We start from the raw sequence: 26178 nt of genomic DNA on the forward strand, positions 1-26178 counted from the left end.
GATTTGCCTGCAAAATTCATTGATTAGATTTATGATATAGATAGGTTTGGTGTTGTGACCCCAACGGGAATCGAACCCGTATTTTCACCTTGAAAGAGTGATGTCCTAACCGTTAGACGATGGGGCCGGAACCGGGTGAGCAATGGGACTTGAACCCACGACCTCCTGGGCCACAACCAGGTGCTCTAACCAACTGAGCTATGCTCACCATTTAGCATTTCCAAAAGAACGAATATATAAAAAAATTGTACGCCAGAGTGGACTCGAACCACTAACCCTCAGCTTAGAAGGCTGATGCTCTATCCTGTTGAGCTACTGGCGCACTTAAAATCACCAATCAAAATAAGAACATTATTTCGATTGTACCAGCGTCGGGGAGACAGGATTCGAACCTGCGACTTCTTGGTCCCAAACCAAGTGCTCTAGCCGGGCTGAGCTACTCCCCGTTACGTTCAATCTTTAAAGAGCTCCACACAATTACGGCTTACAAAAATAAGCGTTTGTTATTGAAATGTCAATTTCCGGGTCATTTTCTTGATTATTTTCTCTATCTTTGATTATAAAAAAATTTTGGGTTTTATGTTCTCCTTCTTCGTCGCCGGCAAATATATAAAATCTTACCGTAAATCGAGATTTATTTCCTCGATTTCAGTTATTGCTTCGGCGGGTATCGCAGTCGGTATGGCGGTAGTAATTATTGCGCTGACTGTTCTCGACGGATTCGAAAAAGTGGTCTCCGAGAAAATTGTAACTCTCAATGCGCACGTAAAAATTACCGGCTTCGGGAACAGAAATCTGCCTTCTCCGGAATCTCTTATTCCCGAGATCGAAATAAAATTCGGCGACAGAATCAATAAAATCGAGCCGTTCATATCGAAATTGGTTTTAATTAAATCGAAAAATTTTTCTGACGGTATTACCGTAACGGGAATGGATTTCGACGGTCTTCGCAGAAATATCGGCGCTTATTTAATCGAAGGCTCGATTGACAGTCTGGGAGAAAACGATATAATCATCGGCAGAAAGCTTTCGGAAAAACTGCGGGTAAAATTAAACGACAAATTAACTCTTTTTACGGTCTACGGAGAAGAAATTCCCTCTCCCGCCTCGCCGCCCGCTATTGATGTTTTCAGAGTCGCAGGAATTTTCGAAAGCGGCATGTCGGAATACGACGACCTGAACGCCTACATCCGTTTCGACAAGGCGTCGGAATTTTTCGGTATGTTCGGCAGAATCTCGGGCTACAATATTCAATTGAAAAAGATCGACGACATCGAACCGATTACGGAAGAATTACAGGATTACTTGGGATATCCGTACTATGTCCGTTCGGTATTCCAAATTTACCAGAGCATTTTTACGTGGATTGATCTCCAGAAAGAACCGATTCCGATTGTACTGGGCTTAATCATTTTCGTGGCGGTTTTCAATATTGTAGGAACTCTTTTGATGATTGTGCTGGAAAAAACCAAAAGTATCGGTATTTTGAGAACGCTCGGCGCAACGAGAGCTAAAGTCACGTCGATTTTTCTTTTGCACGGATTTTATCTGACTTTGATCGGAATTTTATTCGGCAATTTTTTGGCGTACATGCTTACGCTGCTACAGATGAAATTCGATATCATCAAACTGCCGGAAAATGTCTATTTTGTCGCTCACGTTCCTCTCCATATCGATATTAATAATTATTTGATGATAAGCCTTATAACCGCGCTGATATCTCTTATTGCTTCATTTATACCGGCGTATATTTCGTCAAAAATAGAAATTATTTCGGCAATTAAATTCGACTGAGAATGATTGAATATTTCATAGCAAAACGATATTTGAAAGCCAAGCACAAATTTAATCTTATTACGGTTATTTCCGCTCTTTCCGTCGGAGGAATAACGATCGGCGTGGCGGCTTTGATAATTGTGCTGTCGGTTTTTAACGGTTTCGGCTCGCTGGTAAAATCTATATTGATAAGTTTCGACCCGCATCTTAGAATTGTTGTTACCGGCGACGACATGCGCGACAAAATAGAAGAAATTAATTCTTATCTGAAAAGCAATTCGGAAGTTAAAATTTTCTTTCCCTACGTCGAAAGTAAAGTTATTGCATACAACAAAAGAAGTTACGAAATAATAAATCTCAAAGGAATTCCCGCCGAAAATCAGAGTCAAAATTGGGGGCTCAAAGAAAAAATCATCAGCGGTAATTATGATTTGAAGAGCGACGGTCTTGGTAAAATTATTATCGGACTCCCCCTTTCATTGAGATTGTCGTTACGGGTTGGAGATACTGTGACCGTAACCTCGGCGCGGAACATCGAAAGGATGATTACGAGTTTTTCGCCGCCCCGGTCGCAAAAATTTGTAGTCGCCGGACTCTTTGAAACAAACAACAGGGATTACGACGTTTCTTACGCATTTACTTCGATCGGAGAAGCAAAAAGACTTTTAGGATACGGCGAAGAAATATCGGGTATCGACGTGCGACTCGGAAATATCGAAAATGCCGAAGCTTTGAAGAAGGAATTGACCGACAAATTCGGCGTCGATAATTTTTCATATTATACTTGGTACGATCTCCACAAAGACCTCTACAGCATAATGTCCGTCGAACGTTGGTCGGCTTACATTCTATTGAGTCTAATTATAGCCGTAGCAACTTTCAATATTTTCGCCTCGCTTACAATGACCGTCCTCGAAAAGAAAAAGGATATAGCTATTTTGCGTTCGATGGGAGCCGATGCAAACACTGTCAGACGAATATTTATGTATGAAGGTTTACTGGTCGGTTTAATCGGAACCGTTGCGGGAATAATTCTGGGACTGACGGTTTGTTATTTGCAAATTCAGTACAATTTTTATCCGCTTGATCCGACAAAATATATCATAAACGCGATGCCGGTAAAAGTAATGATAACGGACATAATCGCAATCGGAGGCATGTCTTTGTTTTTAACTTTTTTGGCTTCGATTTATCCGGCAAAACGCGCTTCTAAAACAAACATTATAGAGTCAATTAAATATGAATGAAAAAATCATTGTAGCCGAAGGAATTCGAAAATCTTTCAGAATTTCGAAAGATAAAAGTCTGGAAATATTAAAAGGAATATCGCTCGAAATCGAATCGCTTAAGATTACCGTAATAGTGGGAGCTTCGGGCGCGGGCAAAAGCACGCTGCTCCATATTCTGAGCGGATTGGACAAACCTGACAATGGTAAAATTTTAATCGACGGAAAAGACATCTCGAAAATGAGCGACGCTCAATTATCGAAATTCAGAAATAAAAGAATCGGTTTTATATTTCAATTTCATCACCTGCTGCCCGAATTTACGGCGGAAGAAAATGTTGCAATTCCGATAATGCTCGACGGCGCCTCTTACGGAAAAGCCCTCGAGCGGAGCCGGGAATTATTAAAAATTGTGGGTTTAGCCGACCGCTCGGCGCATAAACCCGCCGAGCTTTCCGGCGGCGAGCAGCAACGGGTTGCCGTAGCTCGCGCTCTGGCCAATAATCCTTCGATAATATTTGCCGACGAACCTACAGGAAATCTCGATTCTGCCAACGGCGAAATTATTCATTCTCTCTTCACCGAATTGAAGAATAATCACGGCTATACGTTTCTCGTCGTAAGCCATAATCCGGAATTAATAAAACTTGGCGACGTAGTCCACGAAATCAAAGACGGAACGATAATCGACGGAAATTTAAGTTCCAGATAATTTCCCCGAAAATAAGACATCGACATTTGCTTTTTTATCGGCAAGTAAGTAATTTTATATAGACTTAATCTAAATTATATGCAAAAAATATTATGTCCGTAAATTTAAACGAAGCGCACGAAGTTTTTCGTAAGTACCTTAAGCAGGAAAAGCACAGGGTAACTCCTGAAAGATTCGAAGTTCTCGATTTCGCATTGAAATACGAAGGACATTTCGGAGCCGACGAGCTCTATCTGAGGATGAAAAACAACAAATCGAACGTATCGAGAGCCACGGTTTATAACACACTCGAGCTGCTCGCAGCATGCGAACTATTGGCTAAAAGAAACTTCGGAGAAAACAAAACCCGTTACGAGTCGAACTACGGGAGAAAATCGCACGACCATCTGATATGCATTAATTGCGGAGCAATCAAAGAATTTACGGAACCCGAAATCGAAGAGATTGTAGCTCAGGTGGCGAAGAAACTCGGTTTCAAACCGCAAGGTCATTCATTTAATATTTTCGGAAAGTGCAATAATGCAAACTGCAAACATAAAGACAATGAATAATATTACTCTCGACAAAGCTCGAAAAGGTAATTTGATTACAATCGTCAACCTTCCCGGAGGAGAAATCAACGCTCAGTTGATTCGAATCGGTATTTCCGAAGGCGAAACGTTGGCGTGCCTTCAAAGACTTCCGGGCGGCACGATTATTCTTCAGAAAAACAGACAGGAAATTGCCGTCGGCTACGACCTGGCAAAAAATATTAAAATTATTCTGCGGTAAATATGAAATCTGATAATATCGTTAATATTAATTCTCAACTTTCGAACGTAGATATCGATATAAAAAACGTCAAGACCGAAAAGGTGGTTCTAGTAGGAAATCCTAACGTCGGCAAATCGTGCGTATTCAATTATCTTAGCGGAAAATATGTGGACGTTTCGAATTACCCCGGCACAACCGTCTCGATTACAAGATGCAATTATAAAGGTAAAAAAATCTACGACACCCCAGGCATCTACGGCGTTTCTTCTTTCAACGAAGAAGAAAAAGTAGCGCGGGATATTATTCTGGAAGGCGACGTAGTAATAAACGTAGTAAACGCACTCCACCTCGAACGCGACCTGTTCCTTACGCTTCAATTAATCGATATGGGAAAAAAAGTTTCTCTTATTCTTAACTTTGCCGACGAACTCAAAAAAAGAAAAATTAAGATCGACACGCAAAAGTTATCCGATTTACTTGGAATCGATGTTTACGAAACGACTGCTGTTAACAAAGCGGGACTCGACCAGATCGATAAAGCCATTGAGAATGCGCGCGTTGGCAATCAGCGGCTCGATTTACACTTCATGTTGCAGCAGTTTGTAGACGAAGGAATTCCGCAGGCTGAAGCTTTATTGATACTCGAAGGCGACGAGTTTACGGCAAATAAATACAACAAACCGATTAATAAAGACGAGCGCGAGAAAATTTATATAACGCGTCGAAACCGCGTAAACGAAATTATCGATATTGTAGAACACGAAGATTCCAGAAAAGGCGAAATCTCCAATCTGATTGGAAGATTGTCGCTTAATCCGATAACAGGCATTCCGATTTTGTTGGCAATTTTAACGCTCGTTTACTTCTTTATCGGAGATTTCATTTCTCAGCGCGTAGTGGATTTTACCGAAAATACGGTCGGCGTCGGAATTGTAGAATACAATATAAAGTCTTTCGTTTCCAATTATACGTCGTCGCTTATCGACGTGGAAATTCTGGATGAGAATGAAAATCTTATCGACAAAAAAATTTATAATTTTCCCGACGGCATGAACGCCAATCCCGACTTAAAAGCGGACTTCGAGAACTTTTCTTCTCAGCCCGGAGCTCAAACTACATTTCATTATTCCAATCCGATAGTAAAATTGTTCTTCGGCGAATTCGGCGTTATAACTATGACTACTACATACCTCCTATTCCTTTTGTTGCCGCTCGTCATCGGATTCTATTTTGTAATGGCTCTGTTGGAAGACAGCGGTTATCTGCCGCGTCTGGCAACAATGCTCGACAGAACATTTAATAAAATCGGATTAAACGGAAAAGCTGTAATTCCGATAATACTCGGATTCGGCTGCATTACAATGGCAAATATTACAACCCGCCTTCTCGGTTCGGAACGAGAAAAGTCGATAGCTACGGCAATCTTGCAATTCGTTATACCCTGCTCGGCGCAGCTTGCGGTTATTACGGTTCTTTTAAGCGGAGCCGGGTTAACCCCGTTATTGATTTTTATCGGCGTAATCGGCTCGGTGTTAATAATATTGTCTACGGTTTTGAATAAATTGATTCCCGGTCAAAGTTCGCCTCTTCTAATCGATCTTCCCATCATGCGGTTACCCAGAATTTCGAACGTATTTAAAAAGATGACATACAGAAGTTACGGCTTTATGAAAGAAGCCGGATTCTGGTTCTTCGTCGGGGCTCTGGCAGTCGGCGTAATGGATATTACCGGACTATTGCTTGTATGGCAGGATATCCTTGCGCCTTTGACAACTCACTGGCTCAAGCTTCCCAAAGAAGCTGCCAATGCATTCGTTATGGGTATGGTAAGACGTGATTTCGGAGCCGCCGGACTTTTTGCGATGAATCTTACCGTTATGCAAATTACAGTCGCTATTATAACAATAACTCTTTTTACGCCCTGCATTGCGTCTTTCGTTGTAATGCTAAAAGAACGAGGCTGGAAAGAAGGATTGACAATCTGGTTGGGTACCTGGGTTACAGCATTCTTTATCGGCGGTCTGGTAGCTCAGTTTATAGTATAAGAGAAAAAATATGAAGCAAAAGAACCTACATCAATATCCGTTGGTATGGCGTAAAGACGATTTCTTTATTAAAATTTACAGCTCCATACCGAACGTTTCGACGGGAATACTTCTCACAACCAGCAAAACCGCATTCATAGTCGATCCGGGCGACGGCATTTTGCGCGATCTGACTAAAGACGTGGGGCCGGAAACTATCTTGAGAGTATCGGATATTTTCATCAGTCACGGTCATCACGACCACGTAGGAGGCGTCTGGTCTTTATTGACATACTGGTCGGTTCTGCGCCGGAAAACTCCCCTTTCGATCTATTATCCCGAAGGTTGCGTCGAAATAGAGAGCATTTATAAAGCTTTCAACGAAGTCTACGGCAAAGAGCTTTCTTATAAAATTACGCTCAAACCGATTTCCGATCAAAAAGCATTTACGCGAAATTCCGTAAGAATCAAACCCTTTAAAGTTAACCACAGGGAACTAAATCCCGACGGGACAAGCGCCGAAATTCCGTCTCTCGGTTTTAAATATTATTACGATTCGAAGTCAATCTGTTACGGAGGCGACACTGCATATTGCGAAAATCTTGTTAAGATGGCTAAAGGGAGCGACCTGGCAATAATCGAAGCCGGAGCGCTCGACGAAGAATCGACCGACTTGCATATGACGGTAGCGCAAGCTAAAGAGATAGGCAAAACCGCAAAGGAATTTTTCCTTGTCCACGTACCCGATGAATAATAACGAGGTATGATATGAAAAAGATTTTCCTCCTCTTCCTGCTCCTCTTCACAGTTATCAACGCGCAAAAGAAATGGTCTGATCCATCAATCTCGGTTAAAGATTTAAAGGCTCATCTGTTTTATCTGGCATCCGACGATATGAAAGGCAGATTTTCCGGATCGCCGGAAGAAAGAATTGCCGCCGATTATATCAAGAATCAATTCGAATCGTACGGTCTGGAACCGCTGTTCGATGGAAATTATTTTCAGGATTTTCCGTTTATCGAACGGCTTGAGCTAACATCGAACAACAGCGCGGAAATCCTTATTAATGACGAAAAATTGACATTAAAAATCCGAGACGATTTTATTACCGTCCCTTTTTCCGGTAAAGCCGAATTAAAAGCTCGGCTTGTTTTTGCGGGTTACGGCATCTCCTCAGAAAATCTCGAATACGACGATTACGAATCGATCGACGTTAAGGATAAAATCGTAATAATATTAAGAGATCACCCAGAACATGATTCCGCTCATTCCGATTTCGACAGGTACGCCTCGTTGAGAAGCAAGGCTTCGACCGCACGGGACAAAGGCGCGGCGGGCATTATTTTCGTCAACGGATATTTTCCGTCGGACGACGATAATCTTGTAGAATTGAGATACGACGGCGCCCCCGCTATAAACGACTTTCCTGTTATTCAGGTAAAAAGAGATATCATTGAGAAAATATTCAAAGCGCATAATCTCGACTTTAAAGAGATTCAGAAGAAAATCGATTCGACCAAACACGGCAATCCGGTAGAATTCCAAAATTGTTTTGCAGAAATTCATACAGAAGTAAAAGAAATTGTAAGCAACGCCAGAAACGTCGGCGGCTTATTAAAATGTAATTCAGGCAGCGACGAATATATCGTAGTCGGCGCCCATTTCGATCACCTTGGCATCGACCAGTTGAAATCTTCTTCGATGTACAGGGGCGGCGACAGTCAGATTCATAACGGAGCCGACGACAATGCATCGGGAACGTCGGCTATGCTCGAACTAGCCGAAGCTCTTGCAGCTTCCAGATCGGAACTTAAAAGAAATATTATATTCCTCGCATTTTCAGGAGAAGAACTCGGAATTCTCGGTTCGACTTATTTTACAAATAATTCGCCCGTATCCCTCGACAAAATCATTGCAATGGTCAATATGGATATGGTAGGCAGACTGAACGAAGAAAATTCATTGACAGTTATCGGCGCAGGAACGTCGTCCGCCTGGAAACCTCTGCTAAACGAAAAAAATAAATACGATTTAAAACTTACTTTCGACGACGCCGGAACGGGCGGAAGCGACCATCAGGCATTTTCTAACAAAAATATTCCCGTCCTCTTTTTCTTTACGGGAACACACTCCGATTACCACAAACCTTCAGACGATCCTGACAAAATTAATTACGAAGGCGAAAAGAAAATCGCGAGCTACATTCTCGACGTGATTAAAGGCATCGACCGGCTGGAAGAAAAACCCGATTATGTAAAAGTGGAAGCCCCGACTAACAGACGCATCGGCAAATCGAGAGTTTATGTGGGAACCGTACCGGAATTCGGGTATAACGGCGAAGGTTATAAATTATCCGGTGTTACGGACGGAAGTCCCGCTGCCAAAGCGGGCTTAATGAGCGGCGATATAATAATTCGATTCGGCGACAAAAAAGTCGGCAATATTTACGATTTTATGCATGCCATGGCTGAATATAAACCGGGCGATAAAGTGGAAGTCGCCGTCCTCAGAGACGGAAAGGAAATGAAATTTACTATTGATCTGACAGCAAAGTGATTTTTTTTAGGGATTAGGTATTTGGGACTAGCGATTAGGGATCAGGGATTAGTGAACTGTCATACTGCTCAGTCAGAGTCTGATGAATCAGTCAGAGTCTGATGAATCAGTCAAAGTCTGATGAATCAGTCAGTGTCTGATGAAGTATCTCCTAGTCAGTTAAGTAAACCAAATAGTCTCTCAGATTCTTCGTCGTCTCTTAGGGGCCTTGGTTTTGAGGTTCTTAGTTCTTGGTAATTTGCAAATTTTGTAATCTTGGTAATTTGTAAATTCCCAAAGATCTACCAATCTCACAGCATCGGCTTCTTTCTTTTAACAAATTGAAGCGGAAATCCTTCTTTATTTCTAAGAACCATTATTTTATCGCCTGAATCCGTAGTAAACAAATCCTGCGCTACCTCGCAATCAGTTAATTTTTCTTTTAACATTTCGATTTTATCAGTCGAAAAAGCAATATGGAATTGAGCGGGCAGAATATCATTCAGATTCAATACCGGGACTTCGCTTTTCTGATATAATTCGAGCATCATATTTTTTTCCGTATCCGCGACGAATCTGCCGTAATCCGGAGCGCCTTCCTCTTTCACTACCGTCATATTTAATTTATCTGCGAACCATTTCCCTGCTCCCATAGCATCATTCACGTTAAAGGCAATATGCTCCGCATAAATCCCTTCGAAACGGAGCATTGGATTTTTTCTTTCGACAAACTGAAGCGGAACGCCCCACGGATCGCGTAAAATCATAATTTTATCGCCCGAATCCGTTGTCGTTAAATCCGATTCGATCGTTGCGCCGTCTTCTATCAATTTATTTTTCAACTCTTCCGCATCTTCAACATGGAATGCAATGTGAAGACTTAATACGTTCATTTTTCTGAAGTTAAGCGGCGTCGCTTCACGGTTTATCAAAAATTCGAGCATTATATTTTTTGCGGAGTCCGTTACAAATATTGAACCGGCGCCTTTATTTACGATTTTTATATCGAGATTCGAGCAATACCATTCTGCCGCTTTTTCAGCGTCCGGCAAAAGAAGAGCGATATGTTCGAAGTTAATTTTGTTTTCTTGTCCGACCACAACGGTTGAGAAAAAGAGGGCTATCGAGACTATTAGTTTTTTCATTTTGCCACCTCCTCTAAAATTTTAGCGCCTGCTTCCGCAATTATGCCGTCTTGCTCCGGGGTTCCCCCGCTTACTCCTATGGCTCCGATATAATTATTTTCATATACGAGCGGCGCTCCGCCTTCGAAAGGCAGAATTTCATCTACCGACAGTAATGCATTGTTGCCCCCTGCGACTCGCTCTTGGTATGCTTTAGTGGGTCTTTTGAAAAAGATAGCCGATACGGCTTTTTTCTTGGCAACTTTGATACTTCCCAATTGAGCCCCGTTCATTCTTTCAAAATAGACCAGATTGCCTCCGTCGTCCACAATAGCAATTACTACGTCGATATTCATCTGATTTGCTTTATTTTCAGCTGCTACAGCAATCTTTTTTGCAAGTTCGAGCGTTATGGCATGCTTTGTAGCTACCTGACCGTATATTGCCCCAGTAAAAAGAATTGCTAATGACAATAGTTTAATTATTTTCATTTTGCCTCCGCCTCAATTACTTAACCGTTTAATCTGCAAAATAAAGAATTTTTTGGAATATATACAGGATATTTTTTTAAGTTTGTTAACTTAATTTTTACTGAAAGGGCAAATATGAAAAACTTACTCTATGCTTGTATAATTTTTACGCAAGTTATCTTTTCGCAGCAAGATTCAGTTAAGACTTACGAATTAAATGAAATCACAGTTCGATCGGGAAAATACAATTCGTTAATAAAACATCTCAATCCGTCATTGCAATCTATTGAAATTAAAGAAGTTAATTTGTCGGTTAACAAAAACCTTATAGCTACTCTCAAAAATAATACGGCCGGCGTTTTCGTCACAGAATACGGTAATAACGGTTTCGGTATAGGTCAATTATCCGCGGGAAAAATGTCCGTCAGAGGCTTCAACGGACAACAGCAATTCATCGTTTTTATCGACGGACATCCGGAATACGCCGGAATTTTCGGGCACCCTGTTTCCGACCTGTACAATACAGACGCAGCTTCCGATTTAATCATAATTAAAGGACCGTCGTCTTTGATTTACGGTTCGGGAGCAATGGCGGGCGTTATCGATATTCGCACGTTAAATAAACATTCCAAAGGAGTTTCTTTGGGAAGCGATATTTCGTACGGCTCATTCAATACTTATAACATTTCGCTGAAATCAGGCTACAGCGCGGAGTCTTTTGCTGCGGCTATTAATCTCTTTAATTATCATTCGGACAATCATCGGCCGTCTTCGAATTACGACTCGAAAGGACTAGGCGTAACATTAAGTTATAAAATAAGTAACGAGTGGTCTGCTAATATCAAATCGAACATCAGATATGCTAAAATTTTAAATCCGGGCGCTATAAATAATCCTTATCTGAATGATTCCGTTTGGACGGAATTTACGCGTTCAAACATATCTTTAACCTTCGACGGCAGGCACAAGACGACCGAAGGAACTTATTCGTTTTACTTAAATTCGGGCGTGCACGACTTTTTCGACGGATTTCATTCGACGGATTACGTGGCGGGATTTAATGCGAGACAAACATTCGAATTATCGGAAAGCTTTCTTTTTACGGCAGGAAACGATACTCGTATTTACGGAGGCAATGCAAGAAATAATCGTAGATTAATCGATACGACTCTATACGAAACAGGGTTTTATTTCGTAACAGAAACGGATATTTATCAAAGACTGAAGTTCATTGCCGGAGCGCGTTTGAACTATCACGAAGTGTACGGCTCCGAATTCGTCCCCCAATTATCTCTTAATTACACCCTGACGGAGAATGCCGGTTTTTACATATCGGCGGCAAAAGGATTCAGGAATCCCACATTGGCTGAATTTTTCATATTCGGAGCAAATATCGATTTGCTCCCGGAAAAATTATGGAATTACGAAGCCGGATTTAATCTGCGGCTTTTAAATGAAAGAACCGGTCTTTCAGGCGCAATTTATATTTCCGAAGGAAAAGATTTTATAGCCGTTACCGGGCAGTTCCCAAATATTAAAAATCAAAATGTGGGGAGCGTTCAAAACAAGGGTTTCGAAATCAATTTGAAGCTTGCTCCCGTTACAAATCTTGCGCTGAACGCAGGTTTTAATTATACCGATATGAAAACTAAAATTCCCGGTGCGCCCGGACTCCACGCTCTATTCAATGCAAGTTATTCTGTAAATAAAATTGAATTCGGATTGAATTTAGTATCGGCAGCTAAACTTTATCTCTTAGACCGCAATAATCAATTAACCGAGGAGAAATTTTTATTGCTTAACGCGTCTGCCGGGTATGACATAGCACGTAATGCTAAGTTATATATCAGAGTAAATAATCTTTTGGATACCGATTATCAAACGGTTTACGGATATCCGATGCCGGGAATTAATTTTCTTGCAGGAATAAAGACGGAATTTTAAAAAAGGAGACTAAACATTTTAAATAAATTTTCGATAATAGAGTAACTATAGCTATAGGTGTGTTATGTTACTCTATGCAATTATCGGTTATTTCATTCTTTTTGCCCTTTTCATAATTCTTTCGTTCAAATACGCCCCTTTCGGATACGAGGACAAAAGCGGCTTTCATTATATCAAAAAACAGAATAAAAAAGCCGCCTGATTCGTGCATTCGCTGCTAATTAATTATTCCGTGTATAATTGGTTATAAAAGAAAGGAAAGCAGAGGAGAAATTACCCGATTCCCCTCTGCCGTCAAAAAAATCAGATAAGCGTTTTATAGCTCTGAAGCATTTTCATATAATTGGCTCTTTCAAAGGAGGCGGGTTCGGCAACCGATTTTTGACTCATACTTCCTTTCATCATAGAAATCGAATCATATTCATTTTCTTCCATCCAATTTTCAATACCTTTCAAAATTTCGGTAATTCTGCCGACACCGTTAGTCAATAATTCGGAACAAACCATTGCCACATCGGCTCCTGCCATAATAACTTTGATAGCGTCTTCGTGCGAATGGATTCCGCTTGTTGCGGCAAGGCTGGCTTTGATATGTCCGTAAAGAATGGCTATCCATCTCAGAGGTAAACGCATTTCCCAGTTTGTGCTCAGCACCAGATTCGGCACGACTTCCAATTTTTCAAGGTCGAAATCGGGCTGATAGAAACGATTAAAGAGAACCAACGCGTCGGCGCCGGCTTCGTCGAGCTGCTTAGCCATATTTGCCATCGAAGTGAAATAAGGGCTCAGTTTAACTGCGACGGGAATTTTCACCTGGCTTTTTACTTCTTTAACAGTTTCTATATACATTTTTTCCACGTCTGCCGAGGTCATATTCGGATTGGCGGCTACGTAATAGATATTCAGTTCCAGAGCGTCGGCGCCGGCTTGTTCGATATTTTTTGCATATTGAATCCAGCCGCCTTTGCTAACGCCGTTCAAACTTCCGATAACCGGAATACTGACGGATTTTTTAAGATTTGCAATATGATCGAGATATTGATACGGAGTCAGATTGAATTTGTCCGGTTCCGGGAAATAATTGAGAGCTTCGGCATAACTTTCCGTATGGTGCGAAAGGTAATGGTCCAATTCGCCGCTTTCGTGAATAATTTGCTCTTCAAACAAAGAATAAACCACCACAGCGGCGGCTCCCGCATCTTCGAGTTGCTTAACGCTGTCGACCGTATGAGAAAGAGGCGACGCCGAAGGCACAATAGGATTCTTCAGTTCCAATCCCATATATTTTGTTGTTAAATCCATAATAAACTCCTCTAATTTTTTTAAATACGGGGGCGTCCGAAATAATTTTCAGACCGCCCCACCATATATTAATTAACTGTTTCTTTATCCTCTCCGTTTGGCGAAAAATCCATCTGCGACATCTGTTCGTACAATTTCCAGCGTTTCTTCACTTCTTCCTGAGCCTGAGTCAACAATTCCTTGGCAATTTCCGGATGGGATTTTGTCAACATCTTATAACGAGTTTCGCGATAGATATATTCGTCGAGTTTTATTTTCGGAGCTTTCGAGTCGAGTTTCATCGGATTTTTACCTTCTTTCAGATTTTCCGGATTGAATCTGAAGAGCGGCCAGTAGCCGCTGTCTACGGCAAGTTTCTGGTTTTCGAGTCCTTTTGCCATATTGATGCCGTGAGCGATACAATGGCTGTATGCAATTATAATCGAAGGACCGTCGTAAGCTTCAGCTTCAAGGAAGGCACGTACGGTTTGAGCGTCGTTGGCTCCCATTGCAACTCGCGCCACATAAACGTTGCCGTAATTTACAGCCATCATTGCCAGGTCTTTTTTCGGAGTCGGCTTGCCTGCGGCTGCGAATTTGGCGACAGCGCCCATTCCGGTAGCCTTCGACATTTGACCGCCCGTATTCGAATAGACTTCCGTGTCGAGCACCAATATATTAACGTTCTTTCCTGAAGCTATTACGTGGTCTAAGCCGCCGTAACCGATATCGTAAGCCCAGCCGTCGCCGCCAATAATCCAGACGGATTTTTTGACAAGATAATCGGCAATGTTATGGAGCGTTTTAGCTTCCGGCGTATCAATCGATTCGAGTTTCTTTTTGAGTTCGGCTACTCTTTCGCGTTGTGCTTTAATACCGGCTTCGTCTTTCTGATCCGCATTTAGAATTGCGTCGCATAATTCAGCGCCCACTTTATCGCGGAGTCCCTGTAATAACTCTTTTGCATATTCATTTTGTTTGTCGACGGCGAGGCGCATACCGAGTCCGAATTCGGCATTGTCTTCGAAAAGTGAATTCGACCATGCAGGACCTCTTCCTTCTTTATTCTTAGCCCAGGGCGTTGTGGGCAGGTTGCCGCCGTAGATAGACGAGCAGCCGGTTGCATTGGCAATCAATGCGCGGTCGCCGAACAGTTGCGATACAAGTTTCACATAGGGAGTTTCGCCGCAGCCGGAACATGCGCCGGAAAATTCAAACAACGGTTCGAGAAGCTGATTGCTCTTTATCAAAGAGGGATTGACCTGAGTTCTGTCGATTTCCGGCAATTCGAGGAAGAAATCGAAATTGGCTCTTTCTTGCTCTCTTATAGGAATCTGAGGCGCCATATTAAGAGCTTTCAGTTTTGTTTCGCGTTTGTTCTTTGCCGGACATACTTCGTAGCAGAGTTCGCATCCGGTGCAATCTTCCACTGCGACCTGAATAGTATAGGCGCTGTTTTCCGGGAATTCTTTTCCTTTTGCATCAGTAAATTTGAAAGCGGCCGGCGCTTTTTCCAGATATTTCTTGTCGTATACTTTAATTCTGATTGCTGCATGAGGACATACAAGAGCGCATTTGCCGCATTGGATACACCACTCGGGGTCCCATTCTGGCACTTCGAGGGCGATATTGCGTTTTTCCCAGCGCGTTGTGGCGGAAGGGAATGTTCCGTCAACCGGCATTTCGCTTACTTTAACTTCGTCGCCTTTGCCTGCCATTATTTTTGCCAGCACATTTTTCACATAATCCGGAGCTTTGTCCGATACTACTGGCGGCAATTCGATTGTGCTCGTTACATGGTCGGGAACGTCAACTTTGTACAAATGTTCGAGAGTCTGATCTACTGCCGCAAAGTTTTTCTTAACAATTTCCTCGCCTTTAGCGCCGTAAGTCTTTTTGATTGCATTTTTGATTTGTTCTATTGCTTCGTCTTTCGGCAAGATACCCGAAATTGCAAAGAAGCAGGTCTGCATGATTGTATTTATACGGCTTCCCATTCCTGTTTGAGCGGCTACGGAATAACCGTCGATTACATAAAAGTTGAGTTTCTTGTCGATAATCTGCTGCTGAACTTTTTTGGGCAATTTATCCCATGTTTCTTCTTTGCTGTAAGGCGAATTAAGCAGGAACGTACCGCCTTCTTTAATATTGCCCAAGACATCGAATTTTTCGAGCAGATTAAACTGGTGACAGCCTACAAAACTTGCAGTCTGTATTAAATAAGTGGAATGAATCGGTTTCTTTCCGAAACGAAGATGCGATACCGTTGTGGAACCCGACTTTTTAGAATCGTAAACAAAATAACCCTGAGCGTAATTGTCGGTTTCTTCGCCGATAATCTTAATAGAGTTTTTATTGGCTCCAACCGTACCGTCGGCGCCCAGTCCGTAGAAGAGGCATCTTGTAACATCTTCGCCTTCAATAACAAATGAAGGATCATAATCGAGGTTTGTAAACGTAACGTCGTCGATAATTCCGACTGTAAAATGATTTTTCGGATTTTCTTCTTTCAGATTATCAAAGACAGCTTTGACCATGGCGGGAGTAAATTCTTTCGACGATAATCCGTATCTGCCGCCTACTATCTTCGGCATTTTTTCAAACGGAGGATTGTCGGAATTCATTGCATCGCTGATTACCGATACAACGTCGAGATAGAGAGGTTCGCCGAAAGCGCCCGGTTCTTTTGTACGGTCGAGTACCGCGATTTTTTCCACCGTTTTCGGAAGCGCAGCGAGAAAATGTTTTGCAGAGAAAGGACGATAGAGACGTACTTTGAGAATTCCGACTTTTTCTTCCATTCTCTGAGTCATATACTCGACAGTTTCTTCGGCGGTCTCTGCGCCGGATCCCATTAAAATAACAACGCGTTTTGCATCCGGAGCTCCGTAGTAATCGAAGAGATTATATTGTCTGCCTGTCAATTTTGCAAATCTGTTCATCGCATCCTGAACGATATCGGGGCATGCGTTATAGAATTTATTTACCGCTTCTCTGCCCTGGAAATAGACGTCGGGATTCTGAGCGGTTCCTCTGATAAACGGATTGTCCGGATTGAGCGCGCGTTTTTTAAAGGCTTTCACATAATCGTCGTTAATCATAGCGCGGATATCGTCGTCGCTCAATTTTTCAATTTTCATTACTTCGTGCGAAGTTCTGAAACCGTCGAAGAAATGGACAAAAGGAATGCGCGATTCCAAAGAAGCTGCATGAGCAATTAAAGCGGTATCCATAACTTCCTGAACGGAATTCGACGCTATCAAACCGAAACCGGTTTGACGAGTCGCCATAACATCCGAATGGTCGCCGAAAATCGAAAGCGCCGAGGCAGCAATGGAGCGGGCGCTAACATGGAAAACCGCCGGGGTCAATTCGCCAGCGATTTTGTACATATTCGGGATCATCAAGAGAAGACCCTGAGACGCTGTAAATGTGGTAGTAAGAGCGCCGGCTTGCAAAGAACCGTGAACGGCTCCCGCTGCTCCTCCTTCGCTCTGCATTTCTGTTACGTTCGGAACCGAACCCCAGATATTTTTCACTTTTGCCGCAGCCCATGCATCCGACAATTCTCCCATCGGGGACGACGGCGTTATCGGATAAATAGCAATTACTTCGCTCAGACGGTAAGCCACGTGCGCTGCGGCTTCATTCCCGTCAATTGTTATTTTTTCCCTATTCATCAATCCACCTTTATTTTGATTGTTCAAAATTTATTTCTTCTTCTTTATTTATGATTTTTTACGAGTGTGTCTAATAATTTAATACATCAAATTCCCTGCCACATTAATTTCTTATTTTTTACTTTTTTTCATTAAAAATCGGTCTCAATATCCTATTGTTTGGGAAATTAACTCTTATTTGTAAGAAATTTTTCCGAATCTAAACGGTAATAATAGAAATATTTTTCGAATAAATAAAGACACGAATGTCTAAATAATCTGGTTTTCTGCCGTTTATTATGTCACCCCTTGGGGGGCTTTTGCTCTGTTTGTTGCGTATTCTACAAATATTACACCCCTCCGGGGTTTTTATTTTCTGCTTGACACCTGTGCTATAATAATATCACTCCTTCGGAGTTATATTCAAAAACCGAGACACGGAATGATTTTGTAAACAATGGATAAACGCCGGAGGCGTGACATTATTATAACAAAATCGTCGACATTAAAACCCACCCCCGCAGGGGTGACATGATTATTTGACGCCATATCGAAAACCCGAGTGTAGTAGATCTAAGTATTTGATTTAAATTAAGATTTATTTATTTTACGTAGAAATTCAAGCGAGGGATTATGCCGACAGCCGAAACAAAACTATTCAACAGAGCGTTTGCTCTTAACAAATCGTCTTTTTTTATTATCGACTCGGAGTTTATTATAACCGATTGTCCCGCTTCGGTTAAAGATATACTAGGCTTCGATCATAGAAAATTGATCGGAAAAAAATTTCTCGATTTATTCGACGCCGAATTGCATAAGACGGTTAAAACAAAAATCAATAAATTAAACAATACCAAGAATACCGTTGAACTTAAATGCGAGCTAAATACGGCTAAAAAGAAAAAAATAGCGGCCGTCTGCGCCGTTACTCTTTTGTCGTCAGCAAAGAAAAATAAAAAGTATTTGTTTGCATTCAGGGATGAAACTTCTCATATAAACAAGTTGGAGCGGTACGAGCGGGAACACAATTTTTTCAAGGTATTGATGGACAATATGCCCGATACAATTTATTTCAAGGATAAAGATTCGCGATTTACGATGATAAATGAAGCCCAGTCAAAATTGCTGGGATTAAAAAATCCTAATGAAGCGATTGGCAAAACCGATTTCGACTTCTTCACAAAAGAACACGCCGAGGCTGCATACGCCGACGAACAGGAAATTATACGGAGCGGAAAACCGTTAATTTATAAAGTGGAAAAGGTAAGACGCGGTTCGGACAATCAGTTTATTTGGGTATCGGCGACCAAAGTTCCCGTCTTCGACAAGAAAGGGAATGTCAAAGGGATAGTAGGAATTTCGAGAGACATCACTCAGTTTAAAGAGGCGGAAGACCAACTTAAATCCCTTACCGAAGAATTGAAAGAATTGAATGAAACCAAAGACAAACTCTTTTCAATTATTGCTCACGACCTGAGGAATCCGTTTATCTCTTTACTCGGTATTTCAAATATAATTTTGGAAGAATATAACGATTTAAGCGAAGACGAGAAACTCGAATATTTGGCGGAAATCGAAAACTCCGCCAAATCCGCTTACGACTTGCTCGAAAATCTGCTCTATTGGTCGCGAGCCCAAACGAACAATATTTCTTACACGCCTCAGAAATTCAATCTCTCCGACGTCATTTCGAGAAACATTCGATTACTGAGTATTGCCGCATCGTCTAAAAAAATCAATTTGATTAACAATACGGGCGAAAACCTGTGGGCATACGGCGATCCCGACCTGGTCGATATAATAATCCGGAATCTGATTTCGAATGCCGTTAAATTTACTCCCGAAGGCGGCAAAGTAGAAGTGATTTCGGAAAGCGTCAACAACGAAATAAAAATTACAGTTGCGGATTCCGGCGTCGGAATGAGTCAGGACAAAATCAATAATCTTCTCAATAATAACAAAGTGGAATCCTCGTTAGGCACTAACAAAGAAAAAGGCACCGGACTAGGATTGATTCTTTGTAAAGATTTTATTGAAATGAATAACGGGAAAATGGAAATCGAAAGCGAGCCCAATAAAGGCACTCGGATTTCGTTTACGATAAAACAGGGATTAGGGGGTTCTTAGTTTTGGGGTTTTGGGGTTTTGGGGTTTTGGGGTTTTGGGGTTTTGATGTTTTGATGTTCTTGGTAATTTGCTAATCTTGCAATCTTGCTAATTTGTAATTCTGCAATCTCCCAATCTTGTAATCTTGGTAATTTGCAATTTTGACGATAAACAAAATCGAGGGCGAAAAGACTGTTTTGTGGTTTTATCTTTGTAATCCGCATTATAAAATGAAAGCAAACTCTTCAATATTGCTTAACCGCGAAGCGCGCAAAGAGCGCCAAGGCATTGCAGTATATTGTCATACTGACCCCGACGCAGGCGGGGGAAGTATCTCAATCACTAATCATTTGTAAATATTATTCAAATGTTATACGCAGATTATTCGTCGGTCATCCTTTAGTGAATTCGTGCATTCGTGGTTTTGGGGTTCTTGGTTTTGAGGTTTTGACGTTCTTGGTAATTTGAAAATCTTGCAATCTTGGTAATCTTGCTAATTTGCAATCTTGGCAATAAATAAATCGAGGGCGATGATGGCATTATATTCCCCTCTTTATAAAATTCACAACAAATGCCTAAAACACGCAATCGACATAGTAATTTCTTTGCTTGTAATAATATTTATCCTGCCGTTTTTCTATCTGTTTATTTTTATTTACAATATCATCTTCGACCGCGGGCCTGTAATTTATAAACAATTGAGATACGGATATAAACGAATACCTTTTTACATTTATAAATTCCGCACAATGAAATATCCGCCGAAGGAATATGATATAAACGGCAAACTGATACAAACTGATAATTCAGATGAAAGACTAACGGCTCTCGGAAGATTTTTACGCAATCGATTTCTCGATGAGCTGCCTCAATTCGTCAATGTACTCAAAGGCGAAATGAGTATTGTAGGTCCCCGTCCGCACGAAATAAATCACGACAATGAATATTCGGGTTCAATCGAAAATTACCGGTTGAGATATTCGGCTCTCCCGGGAATTACGGGACTCGCTCAAGTCAACGGTTTGCACGGCGCTGTGAAAAGACATGGTAAAATGGCGGAGCGTCTCGAACTCGATCTGTATTATATCGAAAACTGGTCGCTGCTTTTAGATATAAAAATTATGATTAAGACTGGTAGGATGATGATGGGGTTAGGGGTTAGGGGTTAGGGGTTAGGGAGTTTTGAGGTTCGTAGTTTTGGGGTTCAAGTTCTTGGTTTTGGAGTTCTTGGTTTTGGGGTTTTGATGTTCTTGGCAATTTGAAAATCTTGCAATCTTGGTAATTTGCAATCTTGTAATCTTGCTAACTTGCAATTTTGGTAATTTGCAATCTTGTAATCTTGGTAATTTGGCAATAGACAAAATCGAAACCGGCTATTATCTATTCGCCTTTGCAACCCTACAGTATGCGGAATAAGCGAACTCTCAAGATTTATCAACCGCGAAGTGCGCGAAGAATGCTAAAGCATTGCAGTATTGTGTCATACTGAGTCCCGCTTTAGCGGGGGAAGTATCTCTTAGTCAATTAAGCAAAGCAAAAAGTCATCAGCAGATTCTTCGTCAATCCGTTTATGCCGGGATTCCTCAAAGTGAGGGGTTAGGGATTAGGGAACAGGGATTAGGGATCTGTCATACTGATCAGTCAGAGTCTGATGAATCAGTCAGTGTCTGATGAATCAGTCAGTGTCTGATAAAGTATTTTCAATTCGATTAAAAACATGTGAATTCCTTTCCCGCATGCGCCGTCGGATATGCTAAGAAAACATTTGCCCGGAAGTATCCGGTTCAATATGACTAAAGTCATACTTACTTTTCATAATAAAAACCCCCTTAATATTCGGGGGTATTATATAATTCGAGTCATTTGTTTTTTTGTCTTCTCGTAAAACTCACATAACGATAAAGTACTTTTATTCAAATAATTTTTTAACTATATCTTTTTTATCTATTCTATGAACTTTAGACAAATCGCTCAAAATATTATTAAGAGTTCCTATTTTTTATAGAATTATGATTTGGAATTGTTATATGATGCAGCCTACCTCCTAAATCAACTGTTAATCTTATATGACTTCCCTTTTGACGCTTTATATTATATCCAAATTTCTCCGCTGAGATATCTCGTGGAATTTTCATGCGGATAACAATTCTTCTTTTATATAATGGAGTCTTATAATTAACGGCTTTTCTTCTTCATCGAAATGGCAATTGACCGCTTCAACAATATTTCTCTTTAGTTCTTCCATTGTTTCAGCTTCTGTAAAAATAGAGTAATCCAATGCTTTCGCTTCATATCCTCCGTCCAGCGAATCTTCAACAACAAAAATAATTTCATTTTTCATTTTGCAGCTCGTTTGTTAATTATTACTCTAAAAATATATAAAACTTAATATCCGAGACAATGACTGAAATAATATGACCGTCTGGCAAGTCTGGCTATCGGTAGTAAGTCTATGTCTTTGCGAGGAATGAGCTGGTATGCGAATGACGAAGCAAACTCCCAGGGCGTAATTCTGAGCCATCCATAGATTGGCATAGATGCTCATACCGATCATTTAAATTTTAAAAAAGCAGATTTTTCGTCGTCCCGTCTGCGTCGGGATTCATCAAAGTGAGGGATTAGGGGTTAGGGATCAGGGATTAGTGACTGTCATATGATCCGCCAACGGCGGGGGAAGTATCTCAGAAAAAATTTTCACGTTAATAAAACACACCGTCAGATTCTTCGTCAATCCTTCTAGGTCGGACTTCCTCAGAAAGACACAATACTGCATTTCTTGTACTTAATATATGCGCGCTATCAATCAAAGCGCGAAGCTAAAAGAAATGCCGCCGCTGAAATCTTTGAAGTTCATCATTCCGGCGAGAAGATGGATATGTTTGAAGAAGTGGATGCGGAGGGCGCCGTTGAATCGTTCGGCGTCGTTTTCCACAATAAATTCTACAAAATCATACGGCTTATACGAAATCCCGCCGAACAGACCGATGAATTGATAATCGGCTGCTTTGATAATATCTTTACCGTATCCCAAAACCGCTGAAACCTGTCCTAAACTTGTTCGTATTTGTTTGGCAACTACTATAAATGTCGAGTTAAAATGATTGGCGCTTTGAACCGAACTGTAGGGATTATTGAATCCCACAGACAGCGCAGGCAAATATTTATCTTCCTCAATTAATTGTATTTTTATATTAAACATTCGATCTACCGTATGGCTATTCCCCTGATAATTCAACTGACGAGTCGCTCGTACGCCAAGTTCGACAAATGGCAAATAATTAATCGAAACAAATATATTTAGCAAATCACGCTTACCTTGGGAATAATCCGTGTATTTACGATCTATAAAATTCACTCCCGAAGTAACCTTTGCATCTTCACCGATATAAGGCACGGGAATCGAAAGCAAACCGTTCATGCCTGTCAGGGATTGCGAGAGTACGGGAAAGTTAAATAAGCATAACGCCAACGGGAATATAAATTTTTTCACTTTAAGCTGAACGCGCTTTTTTAATTAATATATTATAGGCAATAACGCAAAAATACTTAATATCCGTCCAAATCGGGTGTCTGTCGTAAGAGTCAAGGTATTTTTTCTCGGATTCCATAATTTCTTCGAGTGTTTTCGGCAAGTCGTAATAATACGGAGGGAATAATCCGGGTTTATATTTAATCCTGCGATTGCGCAATTCTTCTTTATACAAATAAAAATACTGCAAACTAATAGGTCTTACGCCAACAATTTTTAATTCTCCCCTTAAGAAATTAATTAACATCGGTAGTTCGTCTAGCCAGAGTTTGCGAAGCACTTTCCCCCAACTCGTTATTCTAAGGTCATTCTTAAATTTACCGCCTTCCTGTAGATTAGCCTTTTCGTAAATAAATCTCTGCAAATATTCAGAATACGGATACATTGTTCTGAACTTATAAACTTTTATAATATTTCCGTCTTTGCCTACTCGCTTCAATTTAATCAAAGGTCCGTAAGAAGGCGATTCGTCCGAAAGGGGGTTTTTAATTTTTTTGGCGACAAAGTAGACGTTTGTACCGATAGATTTCAAGTTAATTACTTCAAAGCCGCAGTAATAGAGTCTTCCCAGCGTTTCGGACAACGAAATTACCCTTCTCTTTCCCTTTGTCAATGAGAAATAAATTTGTTTAAATACGGAGATTTTGGGTATGACCCGGTTAAAAACAAAATCCAGGAAGTAGAAAGCAAGCGCCATGTAGTAAGGATATTTTTCCATAAACTTTTTACGCCGCAGATTTATCGGCTCGACGCAACCGACAAATACGCCGCCGTCGATTAGTTTCTTATTTACCTGAATCAAATAATTATTTATTCTGCGCATATCATTAATTTCGTGCAGATTCATATAGAGTTCGATCGTATCCTCAGGCAACACTTCCACATTGTAAGTATCCGAGGAGCGATGCACTACGGATTTTCTGAAATCAACTCTGAATAGATCGATAGCATCGTTAACAAATTCGAGCACTGCAGGAAATTTCTTTAAAAAAATATTAGCCAATTCGTCATAGAAATAAGGATTGTATGGATTTTCTTCCGGCGCATACTTCCCTTCGCTTCGTTCTACATATTTCAATAGCGGTTCGTCATAAATTTCAGAAGCGCGCATTAATTTGTAATTAATAATGTCTTCTCCGGGTTTTTTAAATATTATGAAAAGAAACGTATTAACTATTATCGAAGAGATACCGAAAACATAACCGATACTGTATGATTCGGAAGTAATATTAATAACCGGCTCAAGAAATAAGAATAATGTCGTCACAAATACTATTAAAATTAAGTTGGATTTAATATGCGTCCAAATAAATCTCCAGAAGTTACTATAACTGCCCCATCGATTGAATCCGTGAATCAATAAACCGGTAATAAACCAGAGCGAAATAAATATTGTAATTGCCAGCAAGTCGCTTTTTCCGAGACTGCCGTTTCCGCGTATTAAATGAGCATACGAAATAATTGCGCCAATCAGCAGAATGTCTGCAATTAACAGCATAGGCGAAAAATTTACGGCTATATTTTGTTTCTTTTCCTTGAAAAGAAAATCGAAAACGAGCAGAAATAATTTGAGAGAAAAAACAAGGGCTATTGTTCCGATTAAAATTATCCTGATTTCCGGAACTGAAATATTTGTAAGATTCACAAGGAGAGTTACGGTGACTAAAATTACAGACGTAGTAAGCAAAAGTTGTTTTGCATATTCGTAAAATTTTTTATTATTGGCGGTAGAATATTGCCGCGTCAAGAGGGAACTTATCAAAACCGAAGCTAAAAGTATAAGAATTACAAGGGGATCGCCCGCAAAAGGTTTTAGTTTACTTGTCAAAAAGAAACCGAATGAAAAATAGATAAATAAGTAAGTAAACAGGTCAAAAACTATTTTGGAGCCCATGATATAATTTGCCCTTTACAATTAAAATGAACAGAAAGAGAATAACGGAAACAGTATTAGTTTTTTTGTTTATACTTCAGGTCGGCTGTGCTCAGATATCTAATTACTTGCCCTACAGTTTTATCCTTAAAGCTGCCCTATTTATTGTTATCTTACCCTTTGCGGTTGTTAGTATAAAATTAAATAATATCAAGTACGCTACAATAATAACGAAAGATAAAATTAAATTCAAATATCTGGTTATAATATTTTTGGTTTTTGCATTAAACTTAACATATTCGTGCAATAAGGAGTTTGGAGCGCTAAAGCTGACAAATTTCGTTATAGGGACGCTGCCGTCAATTTTACTGATTATTTACATTAAAGAAATAGCCGACAAAACTTTGCTGCGCATATTAATTCCTTTCTTGTTCGCGGGCAGTATTGTATTCATGGCATTTTTATTATTTACGGGCAGTTTTACGTATACAGGGACTTATAATATACTCAACCTGGAATACAGTCATGTAATTGCCTCCAAGATATTATCGCCAATAATTCTGTGGTTCAACTATTTGATTTCAACCGAGGAAAATAAAAATACAATTTATAAGATATTCTTCCCGGTTCTGTATTTAAATACGGGGTTGATTTTCATTGCGCATTGGGCGAGTGTGACAGGAGTTATTCTAATTACCATCTATTTTATCTTTACAGGTAAGAATCGATTTATAACCGGCTGTTTATTGATTTCGTCATTAGTAATTGCCTTTCTTTTATTTCCTCAAAAGACGGAGAGGTACAAGAATCTTTTTTCCGCCGGCAATAAAAACGATTATTCGATAGAAAGCAGACTCGATCTCTGGGAAACGGCTATGGAAAAAATAAGGGAGAAACCCTTAACGGGCTTCGGACTGGGAGGATTTAAATGCCCGGCGGATAAACCGTTTGTTCATATTTACAAATACCCTCATAATATATTTCTGGAAGCGGGGAGCGAAATGGGACTAGCGGGAATAATCTTGTTGATTTTACTTCTTTACAAAATATTGACTTCGGCTTATCGAAAATCCAAAATTCTATTTTCGATTGCGCTGCTCGCTCTATGGTGATCGCTTTTCTCCAAAGACATTTCCACACAGACGATTTTGTGGATGTATGTGGGA

The 26178-nt window shown here is 40.5% G+C and carries 22 protein-coding genes and 4 tRNA genes; 13 read left to right on the plus strand and 13 right to left on the minus strand.

All coding sequences use genetic code 11. The features are described 5' to 3' along the window. Window positions 1–55: 55 nt before the first annotated feature. From ACOYVE_RS10170 to ACOYVE_RS10185, 4 genes are all read right to left on the minus strand, one after another. Window positions 56–127 (minus strand) — tRNA-Glu (locus ACOYVE_RS10170). 7 nt (window positions 128–134) lie between these two features. Further along, window positions 135–208, minus strand: a tRNA-His gene (locus tag ACOYVE_RS10175). Window positions 209–248: 40 nt separating this feature from the next. After that, window positions 249–322 (minus strand) — tRNA-Arg (locus ACOYVE_RS10180). A gap of 49 nt (window positions 323–371) precedes the next feature. Continuing rightward, a tRNA-Pro gene (locus ACOYVE_RS10185) sits at window positions 372–446 on the minus strand. A gap of 133 nt (window positions 447–579) precedes the next feature. Here ACOYVE_RS10185 and ACOYVE_RS10190 point away from each other — a divergent pair. From ACOYVE_RS10190 to ACOYVE_RS10225, 8 genes are all read left to right on the plus strand, one after another. Further along, on the plus strand, window positions 580–1794 hold the full coding sequence (locus ACOYVE_RS10190; protein WP_157867428.1) for an ABC transporter permease: 1215 nt from the start codon (window positions 580–582) through the stop codon (window positions 1792–1794). Between the two features lie 2 nt (window positions 1795–1796). Then, complete coding sequence (locus tag ACOYVE_RS10195) at window positions 1797–3023, plus strand: FtsX-like permease family protein (RefSeq protein WP_422881779.1); 1227 nt, start codon at window positions 1797–1799, stop codon at window positions 3021–3023. Then, window positions 3016–3714 (plus strand): ABC transporter ATP-binding protein, encoded by a 699-nt coding sequence (locus ACOYVE_RS10200; RefSeq protein WP_014857311.1) that lies wholly within the window; start codon window positions 3016–3018, stop codon window positions 3712–3714. Before ACOYVE_RS10195 ends, ACOYVE_RS10200 begins: the two co-directional genes overlap by 8 nt. Before the next feature lie 92 nt (window positions 3715–3806). Then, window positions 3807–4265, plus strand: coding sequence for a Fur family transcriptional regulator (locus ACOYVE_RS10205; RefSeq protein WP_014857312.1), 459 nt, complete (start codon window positions 3807–3809; stop codon window positions 4263–4265). Then, window positions 4234–4485 carry a FeoA family protein gene (locus tag ACOYVE_RS10210; protein WP_157867430.1) on the plus strand — a complete coding sequence of 84 codons (252 nt, stop codon included), beginning with the start codon at window positions 4234–4236 and terminating at the stop codon, window positions 4483–4485. Before ACOYVE_RS10205 ends, ACOYVE_RS10210 begins: the two co-directional genes overlap by 32 nt. 2 nt (window positions 4486–4487) lie before the next feature. Beyond that, window positions 4488–6512, plus strand: coding sequence for a FeoB small GTPase domain-containing protein (locus ACOYVE_RS10215; RefSeq protein WP_422881782.1), 2025 nt, complete (start codon window positions 4488–4490; stop codon window positions 6510–6512). A 10-nt stretch (window positions 6513–6522) separates the two neighbouring features. Further along, on the plus strand, window positions 6523–7245 hold the full coding sequence (locus ACOYVE_RS10220) for an MBL fold metallo-hydrolase (protein ID WP_014857316.1): 723 nt from the start codon (window positions 6523–6525) through the stop codon (window positions 7243–7245). Window positions 7246–7259: 14 nt separating this feature from the next. Beyond that, window positions 7260–9047: a M28 family peptidase gene (locus ACOYVE_RS10225; protein WP_014857317.1), complete on the plus strand. Its 1788-nt coding sequence runs from the start codon at window positions 7260–7262 to the stop codon at window positions 9045–9047. 290 nt (window positions 9048–9337) lie between these two features. Here the strand turns inward: ACOYVE_RS10225 and ACOYVE_RS10230 are convergent, their stop codons facing one another. After that, the gene (locus ACOYVE_RS10230) at window positions 9338–10171 is read right to left on the minus strand and encodes a VOC family protein (protein WP_014857318.1); all 834 of its coding nucleotides are present in this window, start codon (window positions 10169–10171) and stop codon (window positions 9338–9340) included. Next, window positions 10168–10641 (minus strand): GlcG/HbpS family heme-binding protein, encoded by a 474-nt coding sequence (locus tag ACOYVE_RS10235; protein WP_014857319.1) that lies wholly within the window; start codon window positions 10639–10641, stop codon window positions 10168–10170. Before ACOYVE_RS10235 ends, ACOYVE_RS10230 begins: the two co-directional genes overlap by 4 nt. Window positions 10642–10755: 114 nt before the next feature. Here ACOYVE_RS10235 and ACOYVE_RS10240 point away from each other — a divergent pair, with 114 nt between their 5' ends. Together ACOYVE_RS10240 and ACOYVE_RS10245 are read left to right on the plus strand one after the other, a co-directional pair. Next, a complete protein-coding gene (locus tag ACOYVE_RS10240) occupies window positions 10756–12564 on the plus strand; it encodes a TonB-dependent receptor (protein ID WP_014857320.1) in 1809 nt (602 codons plus the stop codon). 64 nt (window positions 12565–12628) lie between these two features. Then, on the plus strand, window positions 12629–12766 hold the full coding sequence (locus tag ACOYVE_RS10245) for a hypothetical protein (RefSeq protein ID WP_014857321.1): 138 nt from the start codon (window positions 12629–12631) through the stop codon (window positions 12764–12766). A 101-nt stretch (window positions 12767–12867) separates the two neighbouring features. Here the strand turns inward: ACOYVE_RS10245 and ACOYVE_RS10250 are convergent, their stop codons facing one another. Both ACOYVE_RS10250 and nifJ read right to left on the minus strand, forming a co-directional pair. Continuing rightward, entirely contained in the window at window positions 12868–13866 is a 999-nt protein-coding gene (locus ACOYVE_RS10250) for a dihydroorotate dehydrogenase-like protein (protein ID WP_014857322.1), read from the minus strand. Window positions 13867–13934: 68 nt separating this feature from the next. Further along, window positions 13935–17525 carry a pyruvate:ferredoxin (flavodoxin) oxidoreductase gene (gene nifJ / locus ACOYVE_RS10255; protein WP_014857323.1) on the minus strand — a complete coding sequence of 1197 codons (3591 nt, stop codon included), beginning with the start codon at window positions 17523–17525 and terminating at the stop codon, window positions 13935–13937. Window positions 17526–18137: 612 nt separating this feature from the next. Here nifJ and ACOYVE_RS10260 point away from each other — a divergent pair. Together ACOYVE_RS10260 and ACOYVE_RS10265 are read left to right on the plus strand one after the other, a co-directional pair. Further along, window positions 18138–19631 (plus strand): PAS domain S-box protein, encoded by a 1494-nt coding sequence (locus ACOYVE_RS10260; protein WP_422881786.1) that lies wholly within the window; start codon window positions 18138–18140, stop codon window positions 19629–19631. 512 nt (window positions 19632–20143) lie between these two features. Beyond that, on the plus strand, window positions 20144–20779 hold the full coding sequence (locus ACOYVE_RS10265; protein ID WP_422881787.1) for a sugar transferase: 636 nt from the start codon (window positions 20144–20146) through the stop codon (window positions 20777–20779). A gap of 813 nt (window positions 20780–21592) precedes the next feature. Here ACOYVE_RS10265 and ACOYVE_RS10270 read toward each other — a convergent pair. The 5 genes from ACOYVE_RS10270 to ACOYVE_RS10290 all read right to left on the minus strand — a co-directional run bounded on the left by ACOYVE_RS10270 (window position 21593) and on the right by ACOYVE_RS10290 (window position 24967). Beyond that, entirely contained in the window at window positions 21593–21745 is a 153-nt protein-coding gene (locus ACOYVE_RS10270) for a type II toxin-antitoxin system HicA family toxin (protein WP_226990958.1), read from the minus strand. Beyond that, the gene (locus ACOYVE_RS10275; protein WP_422881789.1) at window positions 21742–21951 is read right to left on the minus strand and encodes a 2-oxoisovalerate dehydrogenase; all 210 of its coding nucleotides are present in this window, start codon (window positions 21949–21951) and stop codon (window positions 21742–21744) included. The genes ACOYVE_RS10270 and ACOYVE_RS10275 overlap by 4 nt, the downstream gene beginning before the upstream one ends. A 44-nt stretch (window positions 21952–21995) precedes the next feature. Further along, window positions 21996–22145, minus strand: coding sequence for a hypothetical protein (locus tag ACOYVE_RS10280; protein WP_157867434.1), 150 nt, complete (start codon window positions 22143–22145; stop codon window positions 21996–21998). A 268-nt stretch (window positions 22146–22413) separates the two neighbouring features. After that, window positions 22414–23100: a YjbH domain-containing protein gene (locus ACOYVE_RS10285; RefSeq protein WP_014857327.1), complete on the minus strand. Its 687-nt coding sequence runs from the start codon at window positions 23098–23100 to the stop codon at window positions 22414–22416. A 1-nt stretch (window position 23101) separates the two neighbouring features. Continuing rightward, window positions 23102–24967: a sugar transferase gene (locus ACOYVE_RS10290; RefSeq protein WP_157867436.1), complete on the minus strand. Its 1866-nt coding sequence runs from the start codon at window positions 24965–24967 to the stop codon at window positions 23102–23104. Between the two features lie 92 nt (window positions 24968–25059). Here ACOYVE_RS10290 and ACOYVE_RS10295 point away from each other — a divergent pair, with 92 nt between their 5' ends. Beyond that, window positions 25060–26124, plus strand: coding sequence for an O-antigen ligase family protein (locus ACOYVE_RS10295; RefSeq protein ID WP_422881791.1), 1065 nt, complete (start codon window positions 25060–25062; stop codon window positions 26122–26124). Window positions 26125–26178: the final 54 nt, after the last annotated feature.

It is taken from the genome of Melioribacter sp., from assembly GCF_049325435.1.
Classification (GTDB): Bacteria; Bacteroidota; Ignavibacteria; order Ignavibacteriales; family Melioribacteraceae; genus Melioribacter; species Melioribacter roseus.